24 protein-coding genes are annotated in these 18,761 nt (G+C 58.6%); 18 read left to right on the plus strand and 6 right to left on the minus strand.

Annotated features, from left to right (window positions below; genetic code table 11):
* Positions 1-49: 49 nt before the first annotated feature.
* The 10 genes from HB376_RS02520 to HB376_RS02565 all read left to right on the plus strand — a co-directional run bounded on the left by HB376_RS02520 (position 50) and on the right by HB376_RS02565 (position 8,035).
* Positions 50-1,120 (plus strand): phage baseplate assembly protein, encoded by a 1,071-nt coding sequence (locus tag HB376_RS02520; RefSeq protein ID WP_213761821.1) that lies wholly within the window; start codon positions 50-52, stop codon positions 1,118-1,120.
* On the plus strand, positions 1,117-1,716 hold the full coding sequence (locus tag HB376_RS02525; protein WP_213761822.1) for a phage baseplate assembly protein V: 600 nt from the start codon (positions 1,117-1,119) through the stop codon (positions 1,714-1,716). Before HB376_RS02520 ends, HB376_RS02525 begins: the two co-directional genes overlap by 4 nt.
* Positions 1,713-2,165, plus strand: coding sequence for a phage GP46 family protein (locus tag HB376_RS02530; protein WP_213761823.1), 453 nt, complete (start codon positions 1,713-1,715; stop codon positions 2,163-2,165). The genes HB376_RS02525 and HB376_RS02530 overlap by 4 nt, the downstream gene beginning before the upstream one ends.
* A complete protein-coding gene (locus tag HB376_RS02535; protein ID WP_213761824.1) occupies positions 2,165-3,328 on the plus strand; it encodes a baseplate J/gp47 family protein in 1,164 nt (387 codons plus the stop codon). Before HB376_RS02530 ends, HB376_RS02535 begins: the two co-directional genes overlap by 1 nt.
* 3 nt (positions 3,329-3,331) lie before the next feature.
* Positions 3,332-3,973, plus strand: coding sequence for a putative phage tail protein (locus HB376_RS02540; protein ID WP_213761825.1), 642 nt, complete (start codon positions 3,332-3,334; stop codon positions 3,971-3,973).
* The gene (locus tag HB376_RS02545; protein WP_213761911.1) at positions 3,970-5,415 is read left to right on the plus strand and encodes a hypothetical protein; all 1,446 of its coding nucleotides are present in this window, start codon (positions 3,970-3,972) and stop codon (positions 5,413-5,415) included. The genes HB376_RS02540 and HB376_RS02545 overlap by 4 nt, the downstream gene beginning before the upstream one ends.
* Positions 5,416-5,531: 116 nt before the next feature.
* Positions 5,532-6,548, plus strand: coding sequence for a hypothetical protein (locus HB376_RS02550; protein ID WP_213761826.1), 1,017 nt, complete (start codon positions 5,532-5,534; stop codon positions 6,546-6,548).
* 1 nt (position 6,549) lies between these two features.
* The gene (locus HB376_RS02555) at positions 6,550-7,041 is read left to right on the plus strand and encodes a hypothetical protein (protein WP_213761827.1); all 492 of its coding nucleotides are present in this window, start codon (positions 6,550-6,552) and stop codon (positions 7,039-7,041) included.
* A 72-nt stretch (positions 7,042-7,113) separates the two neighbouring features.
* Complete coding sequence (locus HB376_RS02560) at positions 7,114-7,527, plus strand: hypothetical protein (protein WP_213761828.1); 414 nt, start codon at positions 7,114-7,116, stop codon at positions 7,525-7,527.
* 1 nt (position 7,528) lies between these two features.
* Positions 7,529-8,035: a glycoside hydrolase family 104 protein gene (locus tag HB376_RS02565; protein WP_213761829.1), complete on the plus strand. Its 507-nt coding sequence runs from the start codon at positions 7,529-7,531 to the stop codon at positions 8,033-8,035.
* Positions 8,036-8,155: 120 nt separating this feature from the next.
* Here HB376_RS02565 and HB376_RS02570 read toward each other — a convergent pair whose 3' ends face one another.
* Positions 8,156-8,425 (minus strand): hypothetical protein, encoded by a 270-nt coding sequence (locus HB376_RS02570; RefSeq protein ID WP_213761830.1) that lies wholly within the window; start codon positions 8,423-8,425, stop codon positions 8,156-8,158.
* 586 nt (positions 8,426-9,011) lie between these two features.
* Here HB376_RS02570 and HB376_RS02575 point away from each other — a divergent pair.
* The 7 genes from HB376_RS02575 to HB376_RS02605 all read left to right on the plus strand — a co-directional run bounded on the left by HB376_RS02575 (position 9,012) and on the right by HB376_RS02605 (position 12,280).
* Positions 9,012-9,401: a hypothetical protein gene (locus tag HB376_RS02575; protein WP_213761831.1), complete on the plus strand. Its 390-nt coding sequence runs from the start codon at positions 9,012-9,014 to the stop codon at positions 9,399-9,401.
* A gap of 82 nt (positions 9,402-9,483) precedes the next feature.
* Entirely contained in the window at positions 9,484-10,176 is a 693-nt protein-coding gene (locus HB376_RS02580) for a hypothetical protein (RefSeq protein ID WP_255631111.1), read from the plus strand.
* A complete protein-coding gene (locus tag HB376_RS02585; protein ID WP_213761832.1) occupies positions 10,173-10,415 on the plus strand; it encodes a hypothetical protein in 243 nt (80 codons plus the stop codon). The genes HB376_RS02580 and HB376_RS02585 overlap by 4 nt, the downstream gene beginning before the upstream one ends.
* Positions 10,412-10,618, plus strand: coding sequence for a hypothetical protein (locus HB376_RS02590; protein WP_213761833.1), 207 nt, complete (start codon positions 10,412-10,414; stop codon positions 10,616-10,618). Before HB376_RS02585 ends, HB376_RS02590 begins: the two co-directional genes overlap by 4 nt.
* A 7-nt stretch (positions 10,619-10,625) precedes the next feature.
* Positions 10,626-10,934, plus strand: coding sequence for a hypothetical protein (locus HB376_RS02595; RefSeq protein WP_213761834.1), 309 nt, complete (start codon positions 10,626-10,628; stop codon positions 10,932-10,934).
* A gap of 24 nt (positions 10,935-10,958) precedes the next feature.
* Complete coding sequence (locus HB376_RS02600) at positions 10,959-11,462, plus strand: hypothetical protein (protein ID WP_213761835.1); 504 nt, start codon at positions 10,959-10,961, stop codon at positions 11,460-11,462.
* Entirely contained in the window at positions 11,459-12,280 is an 822-nt protein-coding gene (locus HB376_RS02605) for a patatin-like phospholipase family protein (protein ID WP_213761836.1), read from the plus strand. The genes HB376_RS02600 and HB376_RS02605 overlap by 4 nt, the downstream gene beginning before the upstream one ends.
* On the opposite strand, the gene HB376_RS02610 is transcribed toward HB376_RS02605, so the two are convergent.
* Positions 12,277-12,669, minus strand: coding sequence for a phage protein NinX family protein (locus tag HB376_RS02610; protein WP_213761837.1), 393 nt, complete (start codon positions 12,667-12,669; stop codon positions 12,277-12,279). The two genes, HB376_RS02605 and HB376_RS02610, sit on opposite strands and share 4 nt — an antisense overlap.
* Before the next feature lie 57 nt (positions 12,670-12,726).
* On the opposite strand from HB376_RS02610, the gene HB376_RS02615 reads away from it, so the two are divergent.
* Positions 12,727-13,401, plus strand: coding sequence for an SOS response-associated peptidase family protein (locus tag HB376_RS02615; protein ID WP_213761838.1), 675 nt, complete (start codon positions 12,727-12,729; stop codon positions 13,399-13,401).
* Between the two features lie 9 nt (positions 13,402-13,410).
* Here the strand turns inward: HB376_RS02615 and HB376_RS02620 are convergent, their stop codons facing one another.
* The 4 genes from HB376_RS02620 to acs all read right to left on the minus strand — a co-directional run bounded on the left by HB376_RS02620 (position 13,411) and on the right by acs (position 18,464).
* Positions 13,411-13,740, minus strand: coding sequence for a hypothetical protein (locus HB376_RS02620; protein WP_213761839.1), 330 nt, complete (start codon positions 13,738-13,740; stop codon positions 13,411-13,413).
* 259 nt (positions 13,741-13,999) lie between these two features.
* Positions 14,000-16,018: a sodium:solute symporter family protein gene (locus HB376_RS02625; protein WP_213761840.1), complete on the minus strand. Its 2,019-nt coding sequence runs from the start codon at positions 16,016-16,018 to the stop codon at positions 14,000-14,002.
* A gap of 7 nt (positions 16,019-16,025) precedes the next feature.
* Complete coding sequence (locus HB376_RS02630) at positions 16,026-16,355, minus strand: DUF4212 domain-containing protein (protein WP_255631112.1); 330 nt, start codon at positions 16,353-16,355, stop codon at positions 16,026-16,028.
* Positions 16,356-16,481: 126 nt separating this feature from the next.
* The gene (acs, locus tag HB376_RS02635) at positions 16,482-18,464 is read right to left on the minus strand and encodes an acetate--CoA ligase (protein WP_213761841.1); all 1,983 of its coding nucleotides are present in this window, start codon (positions 18,462-18,464) and stop codon (positions 16,482-16,484) included.
* Positions 18,465-18,761 lie beyond the last annotated feature (297 nt).

Genomic DNA, 18,761 nt, shown 5'->3' on the forward strand with positions numbered 1-18,761 from the left:
GCTTTCCTTTTGGTGAAAAACTTTGGTTTGACGATAATAATGGAATCACATGGATGATGATCTCTATTTGAGCGCTGGCAACCAAACGATCAGTGGATGGACTGACGTGCGCGTTACAAGAGGCATCGAGCGTTGTCCATCCGATTTCGCGCTCGGGCTCACCGAATCCTTCCCAGGAGAAGTCAATGAAGTGGTGATCCAGCCTGGTGATGAATGCCAGATTCGGATTGGAACCGACCTCGTAATTACCGGCTATATCGACCGATATCGACCCGGCTTCGATCCCGACGGGCACGCCATTCGAGCGACCGGTCGTGGCAAGTGCCAGGATCTCGTTGACTGCGCTGCTGTCTGGCCGAATGGACAAATTAGCGGAACGTCAGCACTTGATGTTGCGTCCAAACTCGCGGCTCATTACGGGATTACCGTCACCTGCGATATCGCTAAGCTGGTGGCCATCCCTCAATTCAATATATTCATCGGCGAGACTTCGTACGAGATCATCGAGCGGATCAGCCGGTACAGCCAATTGCTCGTCTACGAGCAGCCAGACGGCACGCTAAGGCTTACTCAGGCCAGTACGGTGCAGGCAGCGGGTGGCCTTGCGCAGGGCGTCAACGTTCAATCCGCATATATCGATTACGCGGCCGACCAGCGCTTCTCGAAATACACAGTATTCACGCAGTCGGTCCTCACCTTTGGGGACCTCGGCATTGGCCAGAACGTAATCGCTGTCGTCGAGGACGTGGGCGTGAAGCGCACGCGCGAGCACTACATCGTGGCCGAGGCAGTACAAGGCTATGCGGATCTGGCTACGCGACGCGCGAACTGGGAGATGAATCGGCGCATCGGCCGCTCGGCGGTCGTCACCGTCGTCACGGATAGTTGGCGTGATGCGGCGGGCGTGCTGTGGACTCCCAACACACTCGTACCGATCTCGCTTCCAAGGCTAAAGCTCGAAAACGAGACCTGGCTAATCGGGGAGGTTACATATATGCGGTCAGAGCAAGAAGGAACGACCGCCGAGCTCACCATAATGCGGCCGCAGGCATATCTGCCGGAGCCGGTTGCTCTGCAGCCCATATTCGTCGATGCGAGCGCGCCGGCGGGTGCGCGATGAGCGGATCTCCATCAATGCTGAACCGGCTCGCCCGGCGCGTGCTGCTGCTGTTTGGGCGCGGCCGCGTGGCCACTGCTAACGACGGTGGTCCAGTCCAACTCGTCCAGGTTCAGATTAACGAGCTCGAGACGATCGACAATCTGAGTCGGCTCGCCGAGTTTGGATTCACATCAATGCTGCCTCGCGACTCGGACGTTGCGATTGCATTCATCGGCGGCGATCGCAGCAACGGCGTGATCGTCGCATCGAACCATCAGCCGTCACGCCCCACCGGGCTGCTGCCAGGCGAAACGATGCTCTATAGCCAGGACGGCAAATATGTCTACATGACGGCGTCCGGTGGCATCTCGGTATTCGCCAATGGACAGCCAGTGAATGTCACCGGTGCTACGACGGTCACTATCACAGCATCGGAAGAGATCGTCGCTGACACGCCGCTGTTGAAATGCACCGGCGACATTCTGGATAACTGCAACACGAACACACGGACTGTGGCGGAGATGCGCACTGTTGCTAACGGGCATACCCATAAGGTCGTGAATGTTCAAGGCGGTGGTTCCACCATCGAAACAAATCCGCCGGATCAAGACGAATGAGCGACATCAAAATTGTTTGGGATGTCGCTAACGCACGCGGCGACTGGGCTCTTATTCCCGGGGATATTGCGACTGGTGACGATCTCGAGACAGCGTTGTTGTTTAGCCTATTTTCCGATCGTGAGGCCGCGCCGGACGACGAGATACCCGACGGCTCGACGGACCGTCGAGGCTGGTGGGGTGACGACGGCGTAGATGATGGCACAGGTCCGACTGGCTCACGGTTGTGGCTGCTCTCCCGTAGAACCTCACCCACGAACAAAACCCTCACAGATGCGTACGACTACGTTGTTGAGGCGATCCAGTGGCTCATCGATTCGGGCGTTGTAGCGAGTTTCGACGTCATCACCCAGTGGGTCAAATCTGACATGCTCGGAATCTCCATCACTGCTTATCCGCCAAGCGGCGGCGCGGCGCAGACTTTCAACTGGGCATGGAGCATTAACTGATGCCATATTCGCGTCCCACTCTTACGGCTCTTCGCACGCAGATCTGGTCTGACATCACCGCCGCGGCCGGCCTCGTCGTGTCGTTGCTGCAGAAGGCCGTACTAAAGATCGTTGGCTCGGCCCTGGCCGCGCTCGTGTTCGGCCTGTACGGATACCTCGACTGGATCGCGAAGCAGGCTGTCCCTTTCACATCGACGGACGAGTTTCTGGCTGGCTGGGGCGCGCTTAAGAGCACCTACCTCGAGGCCGCAACGCAGACGGTTCTGACCGTGCAATTCACCGGTGCGGATGGGACGCCTCTTCCGGCCGGTACCGGCGTGAACCGGGGCGATGGGTTTGCTTATACGACGAACGTCGATGCCGATGTCAGCGGTACGACCGTTACGGTCAGTATCACGGCCGTGACAGCGGGGAGCGCCGGAAACTGTGACGTCGGCACGGCCATCGTGCTTGCGAGTGCGGTGCCCGGTATTCAGTCAACGGGTGTCGTTACAGCCCTGGTTACATCAGGTACTGACGTCGAGACGCAGGATGATTTCCGCGATCGGGTAATGCTCGCGTTCCAGAAGCCCGTGCAGGGAGGTGATCAGGACGACTATGTCGTCTGGGCGCGCAACGTGGCCGGTGTTACCCGGGCGTGGTGCTCCCCGAACGGATTCGGTTCCGGCACGGTCGTCGTCTACTTCATGATGGACGACGCGGAGTCGGGGCACGCGGGCTTCCCGCAGGGTACGGACGGGATATCCCAATACGATCAGGGCCCAGGTGGCCTTCCACGCGGAGTTGTGGCGACAGGCGACCAGTTGACGGTCGCGAACGCGATCATTACCGAACAACCGGTCACCGCGCTGGTGTATCTATGCTCCCCAATCGAAAATCAGGTTGGCTTCATAATCGCAGGTCTGAGCGCCGCATCGACCGCCACAAAAACGGCAATTGGGGCAGCGCTTTCCGACCTGATGATTCGCGAGGGAGCGCCGGCGGGTGATATCGATCTGTCAGATATCAACTCAGCAATCGGTTCGGTACCCGGGTCGGCCGGTTATCTGCTCAATGCCATTACCAGCACCGTCGGCGGAGTCACCACGACATATCCGCCGAACACGAACATCACCAACGGCACAGGCGTGCTGCCCGCGCTCGGCGCCGTCAACTTCGTCTAACCTATGCCCGCTCCGAACTATAGCGCTGCAGACTATCTGCGTGCCCTGCAGACGCACCTTCCACGTGGCCGAGTCTGGCCTCGCGATCCGGATGCGCAGCAGACGAAGTTCCTCTCGGGCTTCACGTCGGTCTTCGAACGGTTGAATGCCGCGGCAAACAATCTGCTCATCGATGCATTTCCAGCGACTGCTGTTGACCTGCTGTCTGAATGGGAATCGACGCTCGGGCTACCCGATCCGTGTGCTGGAGAATCACCGACGTTACAGGGCCGGCAGCGGCAGGTCGTGGCGCGTTTAACGAGCTCGGGCGGACAGTCGATACCGTACTTCACTCAATACGCCGAGACGTTGGGCTACGCGGTGACCGTAACCCAGTTCACTCCGTTTCGGATTGGTCAGCAGGGCATGGGTGCGGCTCTTGGCACCGTGGATTGGGCGTTCACATGGGAAATAAATGCACCGCCTGTGACGGTCACTTACTTCTCAATGGGACAATCGGGCATGGGAGAGGCGCTTGCCAGTTGGGGAAACGGAGTGCTCGTGTGCGAGATGAACGAGATCAAGCCAGCACACACCATTCTAATCATTGCGAATCCGGGGCTTCTCGACTCCGATTTCGTTCTAAATCAGTCGACGCTTTCATGATAAAAATCCTCAACAAAATCGCAGTGGCAATCGTTTTTGCCATCGCCGCAGTTTCGGCAAGCGCTCAGTTCACGTTCACGCCCGGCCAGGTCTTGGGCGCTGCGCAACTCAACTCTGCGTTTGAGGCTGTGCTGCCATTATCCGGAGGAGCGTTGAGCGGGCCTTTGAGCGTGCCTGGTCTTGGTGTCACTGGATCTATCACGAGCCCCATCATTGCCGGGGGCGCGCTCACGAAGATCCTGTCAAACAGCTCGACGACAGGGCAGGCTATCTACACCGGCCTATGCGCCGGCTGCACAGCCTATGATGGCCTGCAATCTACAATCACGATCCCGGCCGGCACGACGGTCACGGGATCAAACGCTGTCAGCAGCTATATCGTCAACAAGAACCCCTCAACTGGCGTTGCCAACTCCGGCAATGGAGTGAACTACTTCAGCGTCCAGACGTGTGCGGTAAACAACGGGGCATGTTGGACTCAGAATGGCATTCTGTCCGATAACTCAACTTATGCGATTTCAGCATATACAGGAGTACAGCTAAATGTCGCTGAATACGATATCGACGTTACGTCTCCGTACACCAACGTCCAAGGTCCGACTCTTACAGGGAGTTCACTGGTTCAGCCAGCGGCGGCGGTAGGATTCACCATTGGGTCATTATCGGTGCAGGACCCTACGATTGCGAAATGGACATATGGATTCGTAACGCAAGACGGGGTCGCTAACACGGCTTTCCATGCGGGGGCTCTAAGTGCTAGCGGGACGAGCATCGCAAGCCAGCCGATCACATATAACTATTACGATTCGACTTCGACCGTACAGGCATGGTCTACGCAGGTTCAGGCTAGCGGGAACTTTGTTCTGAGCGATAGCGGATCTGCGCATCAGTTCCAGGTCAACGCAGGGATTATGAGTAAATCTCCTTCTGGCACCGGATCTGTCACGATTGACAATGCCGGTGGACAGGAGAGCGTTCTTTCGCTGAACGATGGCGGCGCTAATAAATGGCAGATTGGGAAGCTGAATAGCACTAACTGCTTTTTCGCATACGACACAGTCGCGAATAATTTTGTGTGGGAGATGTGCTCGGGAGGAACGTTTGCGTTCACGTCTCCCGTCTCTCATGCCAAGCAAGAAATCGATGCGAGCTATACGTACAGCACACCCACGACCGGGGCGACTGTAACGCTGGCAACCGGGACCGAGACCGCGGTCATTAATCCTGCCGGCACTCTATCTGCGCTCACTGTTACTCTCCCCTCTTGTCAGGCTGGTTATGACGGCTCAATCGCACGCTATTCGTCTTCGCAGCAAATCACAGCTCTGACTGTGAATGCAACGGCGGGATCGGTTTCGAATGCACCGACGACGTTAGCGGCCGGCGCGGGGCACGCGAACATATGTCGGGTCGCAAATGCGACCTGGTATCCGCTTTATTGACGAAGAAATAGATCTCAGCGCCACCCAGCCCCGCCACCGAGCGCGGCTTTTTATTTCTGAGCCCACAGCGTGTGGGCTTTTTTCTTGCCAAAAATTCCCCGCATTGAGGCAACGTAATGTTCCAAACCGATCAGCCTACCGCCGCTACCTCACTGCCAACGCCGGCCACCGCCGGAACACCGGGCTTCTTCACTGGTGGCAACCCTGCGGCAGGCACGCCCGCGACGATTCTCGATTCCGACTATATGAACATGTTGATGTTGGAGCTCATCAACGTGGTGACTGCGGCCGGCTTGACCCCAAGCAAGACGGCATACAACCAGGTGTTGCTGGCAATTCGTGCAATGACGTCAGGCGGCGCTCGCGTCTCAGGTTTGGTAGGAAAGAACAATGCGGCCGCGCCAGCCACCCAGTTCGATTTCAGCGCACTGAGCGTCACGCTGCGCAACCCTACGACCGGTGCTACCGTCGTTGTGACCAACACCGACACGATCACCAACAATGTCGCATTGGCCGGTCCAGTCGCTAATGGACGAGATCAAGCGGCGGCCTTCACGGCATCCCAGTGGATATACTTTTATTTCATCTGGAATCCATCCACGTCAACGCTAGCGACGATCGCGAGCACGGCAACACCCTCCGTCGGACCTGCTTTGCCTAACGGCTTCACGTCGTGGGCTTATATCGGCACGGTGTACCTCAACGCTAGTTCAGTCCTCGCGCTTGGCTATTTCCGTGGGTCTTGGTTTGCATATCAATCTCAGCAAGCAGTTGTTTCGGGCGGGGGCGCGACAGTATCAACACCTGTCTCGTGTGTGACGCAAGTCCCTCCTATCCAATGGTCGCCGATGTTTGAGTTGAGCATTACCAACTTGCAGGTAACGTCTACGTCAGGCGGTGCTTATAGTGGGACGCTGTTAATCTCGGCCGATGGTGGTACAGCCTACACGCTTGTTTCTGGACTGCAAGGCGGCGGCGGCATAAGTACTAATACGGCCATTTCAGGCCAGACAAAACGCCTGCCGAATCTTTCGCAAAGTTTCAACTATCTATGGCAGGCACTGGGTTCAAGTACCTTGCCGTCTACAAACATAACAGTCGGTGGCTATAGCGTCGCAAATGGAGGGGAATAACATGAATGCATTTATTGACGCAAACGGCGTTCTGGTTGCCTGGGGTTATATGGAAGCCAACAACGGGGACACGCTCGTTGAGGTTCCAGAGGCTTTCAACGAAATCCCTGGCACCGTGAGCACGCCAGACAAGGGCGTTACGTGGGTTCCCTACACCGCGCCAGTCTCCCCAGGCGCTACAGCGGTCACCGCGTTGGCATCGGGCCTGACCATCGCCAGCACAGCAACGCCTGCGCTCAACGGCACGTATGCCATCGATCAATTGAGCCAGATGGATATCATCGCTATCGAGACGAGCATCAATGCGGGGAAGGGCTTCCCAGGTGGTGCTACCGTGTTCAACTACGCAGACGCGACCGGCGCATTCCACTCGTTCACGCAGGCCAACTTTACGAACTTCGCCGCAGCGATTCGCGACTACGTCTATGAGCTCAAGTCGGTCATCGCGGGTGCATCGACGACGCTTCCGAGCGCGACGTCGACAATCGCTTAACCCTGCGCAACTGAGTAGCCGGCCGCCTTAGGGCGGCTTTTTTTACGCCTGGTATGCATGGACGACCATCTAATGACCGTCACCAACGAAGACCTGCAGCGCCAGATACACGAATCCCGCACGGATTCCGCAGAGATAAAGGAGCAACTCAAACAGCTCATCGAACTGAGCACGGAAACGAGGTTGCAGGGCCAGGCGCTTGGGGAGCTGCAGAAGCAGTTCGGCACCTATCTCGACCGCTACAGCAGCAACGACATCAAGCAGTGGGAGGACATCAACAGCACGAAAGAGCAGTTGACGAGCCTGCGCTCGAAAATTCACGGCGGTGTGATCGTCCTCGGTTTTTTCCAGGCACTGATGATCGGAATGATCGGCTGGACCCTTCAAACGGTTATCTCCGACAACACGATGATGGCTGTCCATGAGCGTCGCTTGAACGACCAGGGCGAAACGTTGCAGGCTCTCCGCCACCTCACTGGAAACTGATATGCCAACCATTACCGCGGATCAAGCCGGCGGTCTAAACGTGTGCGCCTTTATGGACATGATTGCCGTGTCAGAAGGCACGAGCACGTCCCCGATCACGCAATGCGACGGCTACGACATCATCGTCACCGGCCTCGACGGGCGGCACCGGTTCGACGATATGAGTTGCCATCCATTTGAGGGCGGCCGCAGCAGCATCGTGATTAATCACGTCGGGTTGACGTCGAATGCGGCGGGCCGCTACCAGCAGATGCTGAAGGACTGGCCGCACTATCGCGATCTGCTGAAGCTGCCCGACTTCGGCTTTGTGTCGCAGGACCTGGTTTGTCTCCAGCACATCAAGGAATGCGGCGCGATCGGGTTGCTGCAAAAAGGAAACTTCGCCGGCGCCGTCGCGAAGTGCAACAACATCTGGGCCTCGCTTGCCGGCGCGAAGTACGGTCAGCCGACGAACACGTTCGACATGCTGCGCGCGGCGTACATCCTGAACGGTGGCGCGGTCGCCTAACGACACATCCGGTCCATTCAACATGCTGCCTGCGGGGATCCAGTCGATCTTTGATATGGCGTGAAGATTAGCTCGATCATCAAGACGCACAACCTTAAGCGCTTGAGATCGAGCAGGAAGTTAATCCGAGTATCCGTTTCGAAGGGTTCCCAGTTTGGTGCGCCCATGAGGCTGCTGAGCGTATGCGCCGTCCACGATGGCAACCTGATGGTCTCCAACAAGCGGTTTGATGCGGCGTTCTAGCCAGTCGGTGACGCTGTCTCCATCGGTCGCCTTGCGCTTGTAGGCGTAGTCATCGACCTGGGCTCCAGCAGGGGCGCGCACGATGACGACAATTTCCTCCATTGCCAGAACCTTTTTCTCAAACTCTGCGACAGTAATTTTAGCCATGGCGGCCTCCTTGGTGGCACGCCACACGCGTGGCGAGACCGGATTATAAGCACGTTAATTGGAAATTAAAAGGCGATTAAACGAAGATTATTCGAGATTTATTTTTCGCGAGTCTCGTTCGTCTGCTTGCATGGCCGACGCTGCGCGCTCGGTCCTCGGCAGATCGGCGGGTATAAGCCCGCGTTTCCCGTAGCGCGTTTCGATGGCCTTTCCCCTTGGCAGGCCGCCCCACCACTCTTTTACAACTTGGATTTGCGATGACTATCGTATGGGGCGACCCAGCGGGTCGCTTTGACACCGACGCGCTTCCACATGCCTATACCTACAACACTTCCGGAAACGTGTTGACTGACACGTGCACGAACGGAACAAACACTTGGGTCAAAACCTACACTTATACCGGCTCGAACTTGACTAGCGAAAGCGCGTGGGTGAAGCAATGACTCTCGGCGCATTCATGAGATTTCTAGCGCTGTGCGGATATCCAGCGCGCGGGAATGCACTCGCCGGAGCTGGCATAGCCGGACTGAAATCGCCCGGCGTTCTCGCCCAATCCGCAGTCCCGGCCAGCGTGACGGGAACGGCCGTGGAAACGACCCTGGCGTCCATTGTGATTCCGGCGGGCGCGCTCAAGGCCAATGGTTCGTTGCGAGTAACCACGCTTTGGAGCTATCCGAACAACGCCGATACCAAAACCGCGAAAACATACTTTGGGGGCATTGCCTTTAGCAATAAAGCGCTGACCACGTCTTTGTCGAATCAGATGCAGACGATCGTCCGCAACCGTGGTGTAACTAATAGCCAAGTTAGTTCAGCGCCCACCGCGGCCAGTGACTACGGATCATCCGGAGCGGTCGTTCAGACAGCCACGATCGACACAACCCAAGCGCAAACCCTGCTTATCACCGGAACATTGGCGACGATTGCTGACACCTTGACGCTTGAAGCCTACACCGTGGAAATCCTGAACCCATGATCACTATCCCCGCAGTGACCGATCCAGTAAGCGGCGTGCAATCGCCTTCAACGCCAATTCCCGCTGACGCTATCGCCGTTGTATGCGATGGGGCGACGTACACGGTTTATCAGACTGGCGACTCAATACCCACTACTTCGTAAGCCGTCAAGACCCACCTCACCACCAGGCCGCCTTCGGGCGGCTTCTTTCGTTTACGGCCATGACTGAAAAAAACACGGTTGTTCCGCATGAGCACCTCGTCAAGGTAACCGACATCGAAATGGAGTACTACCCAGACCACGCGCCTCGCACGGCCTCATCGATCTTTCGCCACACGGAGGCCGCGGGAAAGAAAGCCGGCTTGCGCTGCGCAGTGAGCGGTCAGCCTTCGCCCGAATACCACCATCTATGGGTCGAATGGGCCGATGCAGACGCGATCGATTGGGTGATCGTTAAATCGATCGCGCTCGGCGAGATCACCGAGGTACCGGTGCTCGACCTCCTGACCGATCAGCCCACTGGCGAGACCTTCCCTGTCGAGCAATCGGCTGTGTGGAAGATCTGCAAGCTGACCGCGGCGCTCGGCTTCGATTGGAGCGCCTTTGATCCGGCCAAGCCTGAGACCTTCGTGGACTCGCCGCAGAACATGCTTCCGCTGCACATGAAGTTCCACCGCTCGCCGACGCACGGCATCCACCATCGCTCGTTTCCAACTTTCGTTTTTCAGGGTTACCCCCGCAAAACGGGTTTCATTTTTACCGCCGACGAGCTTCCCTCCCTGGAGCACAAATGAACAAGACATCAAGCGTCGTCACCGGTGGCGTCACCGTGACCGCAGCCACACTAGTCCCGCTGATCCAGTGGGCGATGAGCGGTTTTCCGCGACCGGTGCCGCCGGATATTCCCTTCTTGGTCGCCGCCGGCCTGGTTACCGGCGTGCACGCTGTGTACAACATTCTCGCTGCGCGGACTGCCGCTAAAACGGTCGCCGCGGCACCTGTCACGCCGGCGGCATCGTCGATCATCCAATGATTCGCACTGCCCTTGCCGTGTCGCTGCTGACCGGCTGCACGGTAGTCGAACACGTCCAGGTTCTGCCGACCTTCGACAAGCAGAACGATGCCGGCTGTTGCGTGCTGTATGCCGAACTGCCGCCCTCAACCCGACTGTCCGTTGCCGTCAATAAAACGGACGCGGGCGTGAGCACCAAGGTCGGCGCAACTTGGAAATTTTGAGGATCCAATGAATCGCATCGGACTTTTGCTTCTCGCAGCGGCTTTTCTGGCCGGCTGCGCGACCTACAGCGTGCAGCCGTTCTATGACGCCGGCGCTAAGCAGGTGATCTGCTGCAAAGCCGTCGTGACGAACTCGAAGAACATCGCGACTGTCAACTTCTTCGCGACCGAATCGAATGGTGTCTACGTAATCCGCTTTGCCGAGACCGGCGTCAACGCGGCCGCGCCGATCGCGGCGGCCGCCATCGCTGCATCCGATGTTTCCGCTGCCGTAACCAGCGCGGCTATCACCGCCGCGCAATTCGCCCCGAAGTAATCCCTCTCTCCGACAGGAAAAATCATGAAACGCTTCTTTTCACTGCTTGCAGTGGGCTTCGTCACGTTCGCCTTTTCCGCCTGCGATACTGTTCCGACCGTCAAACTCACGCCGGTGCAATTCTTCGCGATCGCATGCCCGCCCGTTCAGCAAGCTTTGGCGCTCGCACCGACATTCTCCCTGACGATTCCAGCTACTGTGTTGGCGAAAGTCTCGCTGGCTCAACCGGTCGTCGATGAATTCTGCGCTGCCGGCGCGACCGTTTCGGTGGCATCGGTATCTCAGTTCGCAAACACTGCATTCCCAGCCGCCAGCGCGGTAGTCAATGCGGCGCCGGCGACCGTGCTGGCGGATGCGAAAAAAGCTCAGATCCAAGGCGCGATCGGATTAGCGCAACTCGCCGTCGATACCGTGACCGACATCGTGCAGAACTCGCAGGCTGCGGCGGCCGCATCTGGAGCAAGCGCAGCTTCAGCGCCTGCGGTTCCTGTCGCGCCGGCGAGCGGCACCCTGGTAGCACTGCAATGAGCCGGCCGATCCGCGTCGCCTTGAGCGGATCGGGCACGAAGGCCCCCGCGCACGTCGGGGCTCTTGCTGCGATCGAGGATGCCGGCTTCGAGATTGTCGAGCTCGCCGGTACGTCCGGCGGCGCTCTGTGTGCGGCGCTTTATGCGTGCAGCATGAAGGCGCCCGCCCTCCACCAGTTGATTATGGAAATGGATTGGGCGCCGCTGATGGCTGTCTCGCTGTGGTCTATTCTGACGGGTAAGGGCTACTGCTCGGGAAATGCACTGCTGAAGTTCATGACCGCGCAGACTGGCGGAAAGACGTTCGCGGATCTGGAAATTGACCTGACCATTATGGCGTCGGACGTATCAAGCGAAGTGCCCTATCGGTTCGACCGGGAGTTGACTCCTGGCATCCCTGTTGCGCTTGCCGGCCGCGCGTCCGCATCGATCCCGATTGTGTTCGCGCCGGTGTTGATCAATAACGCGGTGCTCATGGATGGCGGTCTCGTGGTGAATCTCCCAGTGGACTTGTTGGAGGTCGACTCAATCCCCCGCCTGGGCGTGGAATTGACATCGCAATGCGAGCCGTTCGCGCCGGGGCATCACAGTCTGAATAAGATCGTGCCACACTTGATCGATCTGATGATCCAGTCGACCGAAGACGCACACATTGAACTGGGAAAGCTGAAGGGTGCGCGAGTCATCCAGGTCGACACCTCCTTCGCGAGCTCGCTTGATCGCAAGATGGGGCGCGCTACTCGCGAACGGCTATACGAAAATGGATACACAGCGACATCCGGCGCGCTCACTAAAATGGCTGCGTCGGCATCGGTCTAATCAAGTTCATATGGGTGGCGGACCGTACCGTCATCCCACAACAGCTTGCCTTCAACCTCATCTCCGAAGACCGAAACCACATAGCAGAGCATCGCCGCGTCGAGCGCGGTGTCTTCCGGCCATACGCGACCGGCATCGAGAATCGACACTGCCTGGGCAGCGGGGCGATATGCCAAAAATATCGCTCCACGAAAGGGATCGCCGGCCTGATCCACTTTGATCTTTTCTCGTTCGATGATCGGCCGCGCCAGGTCCACATCGGTTGTAAACTTTTGGCAATGAGTAAGGTTGGCGACGTCAGCCACGGATGCACCGGGATTTAGGCGTAGCAACTCGGCTCGCTCGACCCAGCAATCCAGCGTCGCAGCAGGAAGGTCTGTCGTGTTCATGGCTGCTCTCCCGAAAGGGCTCAGACTCCGCGCTATCATGGTCCTTGGAGGTGACCCATGTGCGCAAACTACGATCCAACCGCAGAGATCGATTTCGAGGCGTTCTCGCAATTTCCAAGACCTAATTTCGATTATCCGATCGAGACATGGAAAGATTACCTCGCGCCGATCCTCAGGAAAAGTGCCGACGAACATCTGACCGACCCCGCCACGTTTGGCATGGTTCCGCGGAAGCACATCCCGGCCGGAGTAAAGTTGTTCGACACAATGAACGCTCGCGCCGAGTCGGTCGGTGAGAAGCGCAGCTTTTCCGCAGCGTGGAAGAAGTTACAGCTTTGCCTAATCCCTTGCCGCAGTTTCTACGAGCCATCCTACGAGACCGGGTCGGCGGTGCGCTGGCGTATCGGCCTGGAATCAGGCGCACCGCTTGCCATCGCGGGCCTATGGCGTACGTGGGCTGAACCTGAAGGCGCGGCGCTGTCGTTCACGATGCTGACCGTCAACGCGGAGCAGCATCCACTCATGCATCGCTTCCACAAGCCGGGGGCCGAGAAGCGATCAGTGGTCGTCCTGTGGCCCGAGCAATACGAGGACTGGCTTGGATGCCGCTCGACCGACGAAGCGCGATCGTTCCTAAATCTCTTTCCTGCCGACGAGATGACATCTGCACCGGCCCCGATCCCGCCGCGCCCACGCAAGCCTAAGGCTGACGGTACAGAAACGCTCTTGTAAGCGCTCACATCAGCGGGACGGCCCGCGGTCCCACGGTTGGCCGGTGTATTGGGAATCGGTCCGTAACTGGATCATGATGCCGCCTTGGGATCCAAGACGCTTCTTCTCATCCTGCAGTCGATCCAGTAGCGATTTCGCCGACCCAACTATCCTCCCACGGTTATCCGCCTGGAGCCCGTAGTGGATTTCCAGCGCCTCGGCGTGCGCCTTATCGAGCACGCGCCGGTAGCGCACCACTTCGAGGATTAGTCGACGAAGGGTCGGATCGGGGCACATCCGCCAGAGTTCCCTCAGGTCCCCGTTGGAGACGGGTTCGAAATCATCGACTTTGAAAGGCATGATGGCGCATCGCGAAAGCTGTATGGATATACAGTATCGCAAACTGCGTTCCGCCTGCACGCGAAAAAATGAAAAGCCTACATTTCGACAGCCTACCCGCGCAGAAGGTATTCGACTGAGCATAGTGACGGGGTTCGAATCCCCGTCTCTCCGCCAGAATACGTATCACATTGTCAAGCATCCCCAAAACCCGCATCGCGCCTTGTGCCGACGCGGGTTTTTTGTTGTCCGGTACGGCCAAAACTGCAAAACCATCGCCTCACGGATGCCGAATATAATCCACCAACGCCCTCGTATACGCGTCCGGTTTCCGATCGAAAAGACTTACCACCACCGCCACGACAAACCCCGCCGGCACCCCAAACACGCCCGAACTGATCGACTCGATCCCAAACCACCGCGCGCCCGACCACCCCGTCATCTGCGTGAAATACGGGTACGTCGACACGATGTAATAGACGCACACGCTCAACCCCGCCAGCATCCCCGCGACCGCCCCGAGCTTCGTCGTCCGCTTCCAGAACACGCCCAGCACCAACACCGGAAACAAACTCGACGCCGCCAACGAAAACGCCGCCCCCACCAAGAACAAGATATTCCCGGTATTCAGCGAAGCCACATAAGAAGCAAACAACGCCACCCCCAGCAACAATATCTTCGATATCGTCACCCTTCGCTGACTGCTCGCCGTCTTGTCGACCATGCAGTAATAGACGTCGTGCGAAAGCGCATTCGCAATCGTCAATAGCAAGCCATCGGCGGTAGAAAGCGCCGCGGCCAACGCCCCCGCCGCAATCAATCCCGACATCACATACGGCAGCCCCGCAATCTCCGGCGCGGCGAGCACCACCATATCCGGCTGCATCTGAATTCCGGACCAGCGCACGATGCCATCACCGTTCACATCGCCGATACGAATCAGATACGGCTCGACCTTGCGCCATTGCATGACCCAGGTAGGAAGATCAGCGAACTTGTGCCCGACGATTCCCGTCAGCATCTCGTACTTGATCAGCACCGCGAGCACCGGCACGGTCACATAAAACAGCGCGACAAAAAACAGCGTCCAGCCGACCGAGCGCCGCGCGGAAGCCACAGATGTAGTCGTGTTATAGCGCGTCAAAATATGCGGCAAGCTCGCCGTTCCCAGCGACAAACACAGCAGCAACGACAAGAAATTCCGCCTGTGCAGCCGCGCGTTTTCATCGTCGGATGGGGGGAACGCTTCAGCCATTGGCACCGGCGGCGCAGCGCGTTCGAGCATCGCATCGCGGGCGCGGGTCCATTGAACGTGCGCCTCCGCGGGTGTCTTCGGGAACGACGCCAGTTCACGTTCCCGCTCGTTAATATCGCGCAACGGCCCGTTATGCCGACGCAGACCCGCGATCTCCTCCATCAGCCGAGCCTGGCCGGTATGAAACGACGTGGGCAATTCATCGATCTGCGTCTGGATCTGCTGCGCCTGACGCTGGTAATCGTCGCGAACCCTGGCTTCTTCGGGCGAGCGTTCCACCTCCCGTTCAAGCACTTCCACACGCTCCAGCAACCGTCCATACGAAAGCTGCGGCAACCAGCCGAGCCCTTCGCGATGGGCGATCATCGAGACGGGAATCAGCATGGCGCTGATCAGGATGATGTACTGCGCGACCTGCGTCCACGTGACCGCGCGCATGCCGCCAAGAAACGAGCACACGAGAATACCCGCAAGCCCGCAGAAGATCCCGATAGCAAAGTCGATACCGATAAACCGCGATGCAATCAGCCCGATGCCCTGGATCTGCGCGACGAGATAAACGAACGAGCACAGGATGGCCGCGAACGCCGCAATCCCGCGCACGAGGTTGCTTGAAAAGCGCGTGCCGAGGAAGTCGGGAATGGTGTATCGAGCAAGCTTGCGGACGTAGGGCGCGAGCAGGAACGCAACGAGACAATACCCGCCGGTCCAGCCCATCATGTACGCAAGACCGTCGTAACCGGTTGCATAGATGGACCCGGCCAGCCCGATAAACGACGCCGCCGATAACCAGTCCGCCGCCGTGGCCATGCCGTTGAACGCGGACGGCACGCGCCGCCCGGCTACGTAATACTCGACCAGATCCGACGTCCGCGACAACAAGCCGATGACGGCATAGACGGCTATCGGCACGAACAAAAACACATAGCCGATCCACATGCCCGGCCCGGTCACGCGCTCGATCCGCGCCATCACGTAGATGAACAGGAAGAAGCCGAGCGTGTAAAGCGCGTAGGCGCGGATGAGTCGATGGGTAAGCTTCATCGGCGCTTCATGGCTCGGACTTAGCGACGGCAAGGGTCCGTTGCAAACGGGCATCGGCGAATTGCATCAGCACGATATACACCACGATCAACGCGACATACACCAGGATCGCGCCCTGGGCGCCAAAGTAGAACGGCAGCGGAAAACCCGCGAAACGCACGTGAGCGAGCCGCGTCGCCATGAGCGGAATGCCAAACGAGACCACGAATCCGATCAGCATCAGCACCGATATCACCGCAAGATTCGTTCGCCAGTAGAACCGATGCGCTTGCGCCATCGCCTCCGTGACGGGCGGTGGTTCGGCGGGACTCGAAGCAGGCGGTGGAATCGAGGACATGTGCTTATCTACCAAATGCGTCAGGAAGCAGCAATCGGGATCGACATCGTATGCCGGCCCAGGATACAAAAACGGCTCCCTGAAACAGGGAGCCGTTCTTTCAAGCCAGATGATACTAAAGCAAATTCAACGCGCTTCGCCAAGTTGATCGAGGATCGCGGGATTCTCGAGCGTCGAGATGTCCTGCGTGATCTCCTCGCCCTTCGCCAGCGAACGCAACAACCGCCTCATGATCTTGCCTGAACGGGTCTTGGGAAGATTCTCGCCGAAACGAATGTCCTTCGGTTTCGCGATCGGACCGATCTCTTTTGCGACCCACGCCCGCAGTTCATTGGCGATCTGCTTGGCTTCATCGCCCTCAGGCCGCGAACGCTTCAGCACGACGAACGCGCACACCGCTTCGCCGGTCGTATCGTCGGGACGGCCGACCACGGCCGCTTCCGCCACGATCGGATTCGACACCAGCGCCGACTCGATCTCCATGGTCCCCAACCGATGCCCCGACACGTTCAGCACGTCATCGATCCGGCCCATGATCGTGAAGTAACCCGTGTCCTTGTCGCGCACGGCGCCATCGCCCGCGAGGTACAGCTTGCCGCCGAGTTCCTCAGGGAAGTAGCTCTTCTTGTAGCGGTCCGGATCACCCCACACGTTGCGCAACGCCGACGGCCACGGCCGCTTGATGACGAGGATCCCGCCCTGCCCGTTCGGCACGTCCTGGCCGGTTTCATCGACGACAGCAGCCATGATGCCGGGCAACGGCAGCGTGCAGGAACCCGGCACAAGCGGCGTCGCGCCCGGCAGCGGCGTGATCATGTGGCCGCCAGTTTCTGTCTGCCACCATGTATCGACGATAGGACACACGCCGCCGCCCGCGTTCTCGTGATACCACATCCACGCTTCCGGATTGATCGGCTCGCCGACCGTACCGAGAATGCGCAGCGACGACAGATCGAAGCTCTTCGGATGCACTTTTGCATCGGCTTCGGCCATCTTGATGAGTGAACGGATAGCGGTCGGCGCGGTATAGAAAATCGTGACCTTGTGCTTCGCGATCATGTCCCAGAAGCGCCCGGCATGCGGGTACGTGGGCACGCCCTCGAACACGACCTGGGTCGCGCCAATAGCAGTCGGACCATACGCGATGTAGCTATGCCCCGTGATCCAGCCGATGTCGGCGGTACACCAGAACACGTCGTCGGGCCTGGCGTCGAAGGTCCACTTCATGGTCTGCGCGGCCCACAGCAAAAAGCCGCCGGTGCTGTGCTGAACGCCCTTCGGCTTGCCCGTGGAACCGGACGTGTACAAGATGAACAGCGGATGTTCGGCGCTGACCCATTCCGGCTCGCACTGATCGGATTCATGCTCGACCAGCTCGTGCATCCAGAGATCACGGCCTTCATGCCATTGCGTCTTGCCACCCGTGCGCTTGTACACAATCACGCTCTTGACCGCCTCGCATCCGCCGGCTGCGATAGCTTCATCGGCGATGCTCTTCAGCGGCAGGGCCTTGCCGCCGCGCATTTGTTCATCCGACGTAATGAGTGCGACCGCGCCCACGTCCACCAGCCGTTCGTTGAGCGACTTCGATGAGAACCCGCCGAACACGACCGAGTGCGTCGCGCCGATCCGCGCGCAGGCTTGCATGGCGACCACGCCTTCGATAGACATCGGCATGTAGATCACCACCCGATCGCCCTTCTTCACGCCGCGCTTCTTCAGCGCATTGGCAAAGCGGCAGACGCGCTGCAAAAGATCCTGATACGTGACGTTCACGACGGTGCCGTCGTCGGCTTCGAAGATGATCGCGTTCTTCGCGCCGTTGCCGGCTTCCACATGACGGTCGATGCAGTTATACGACGCGTTGATTTCGCCGTCTTCGAACCACTTGTAGAACGGCGGATTCGATTCGTCGAGGACAGTTGTGAACGGCTTGTGCCAGCTAAGCGTTTCGCGCGCGAGCCGCGCCCAGAAACCTTCGTAATCGCGTTCGGCTTCAGACGTCAAAGCCTTGTACGCGTCCATGCCGGAAATCGTTGCGCCGGCCGTTGCTTTGGCCGAGGGCGGGAAAATACGGCGTTCCTGGAGTACGGATTCAATCGCAGACATCGACAACCCCTTCTTTGATGGTGAATCTGATAACCGCGACACCGGAGCCCAAGCTCCGAAGCCGCCATGTCTTTAGGCGTGGACGGCAGGCGCATTCATATTTGTCATGCGACCTGCCGCGTCTCCTGCCTCTGTGCGTTGCCTGTTCGATGCAGCGCAGCATGGGCGCGCCAGGCTTTATGTGACGATGGGACGAAGATAAGCCGCGCGCCTTACCCGCTACTTACGCGATCGCCCCGAAAGCCACGGGGTATACACGTACGCACCCGCACTTATACTATGCGACCGTTTCAACGC

It is taken from the genome of Caballeronia sp. dw_19, from assembly GCF_018449515.1.
In the GTDB taxonomy this organism is placed as follows: Bacteria; Pseudomonadota; Gammaproteobacteria; order Burkholderiales; family Burkholderiaceae; genus Caballeronia.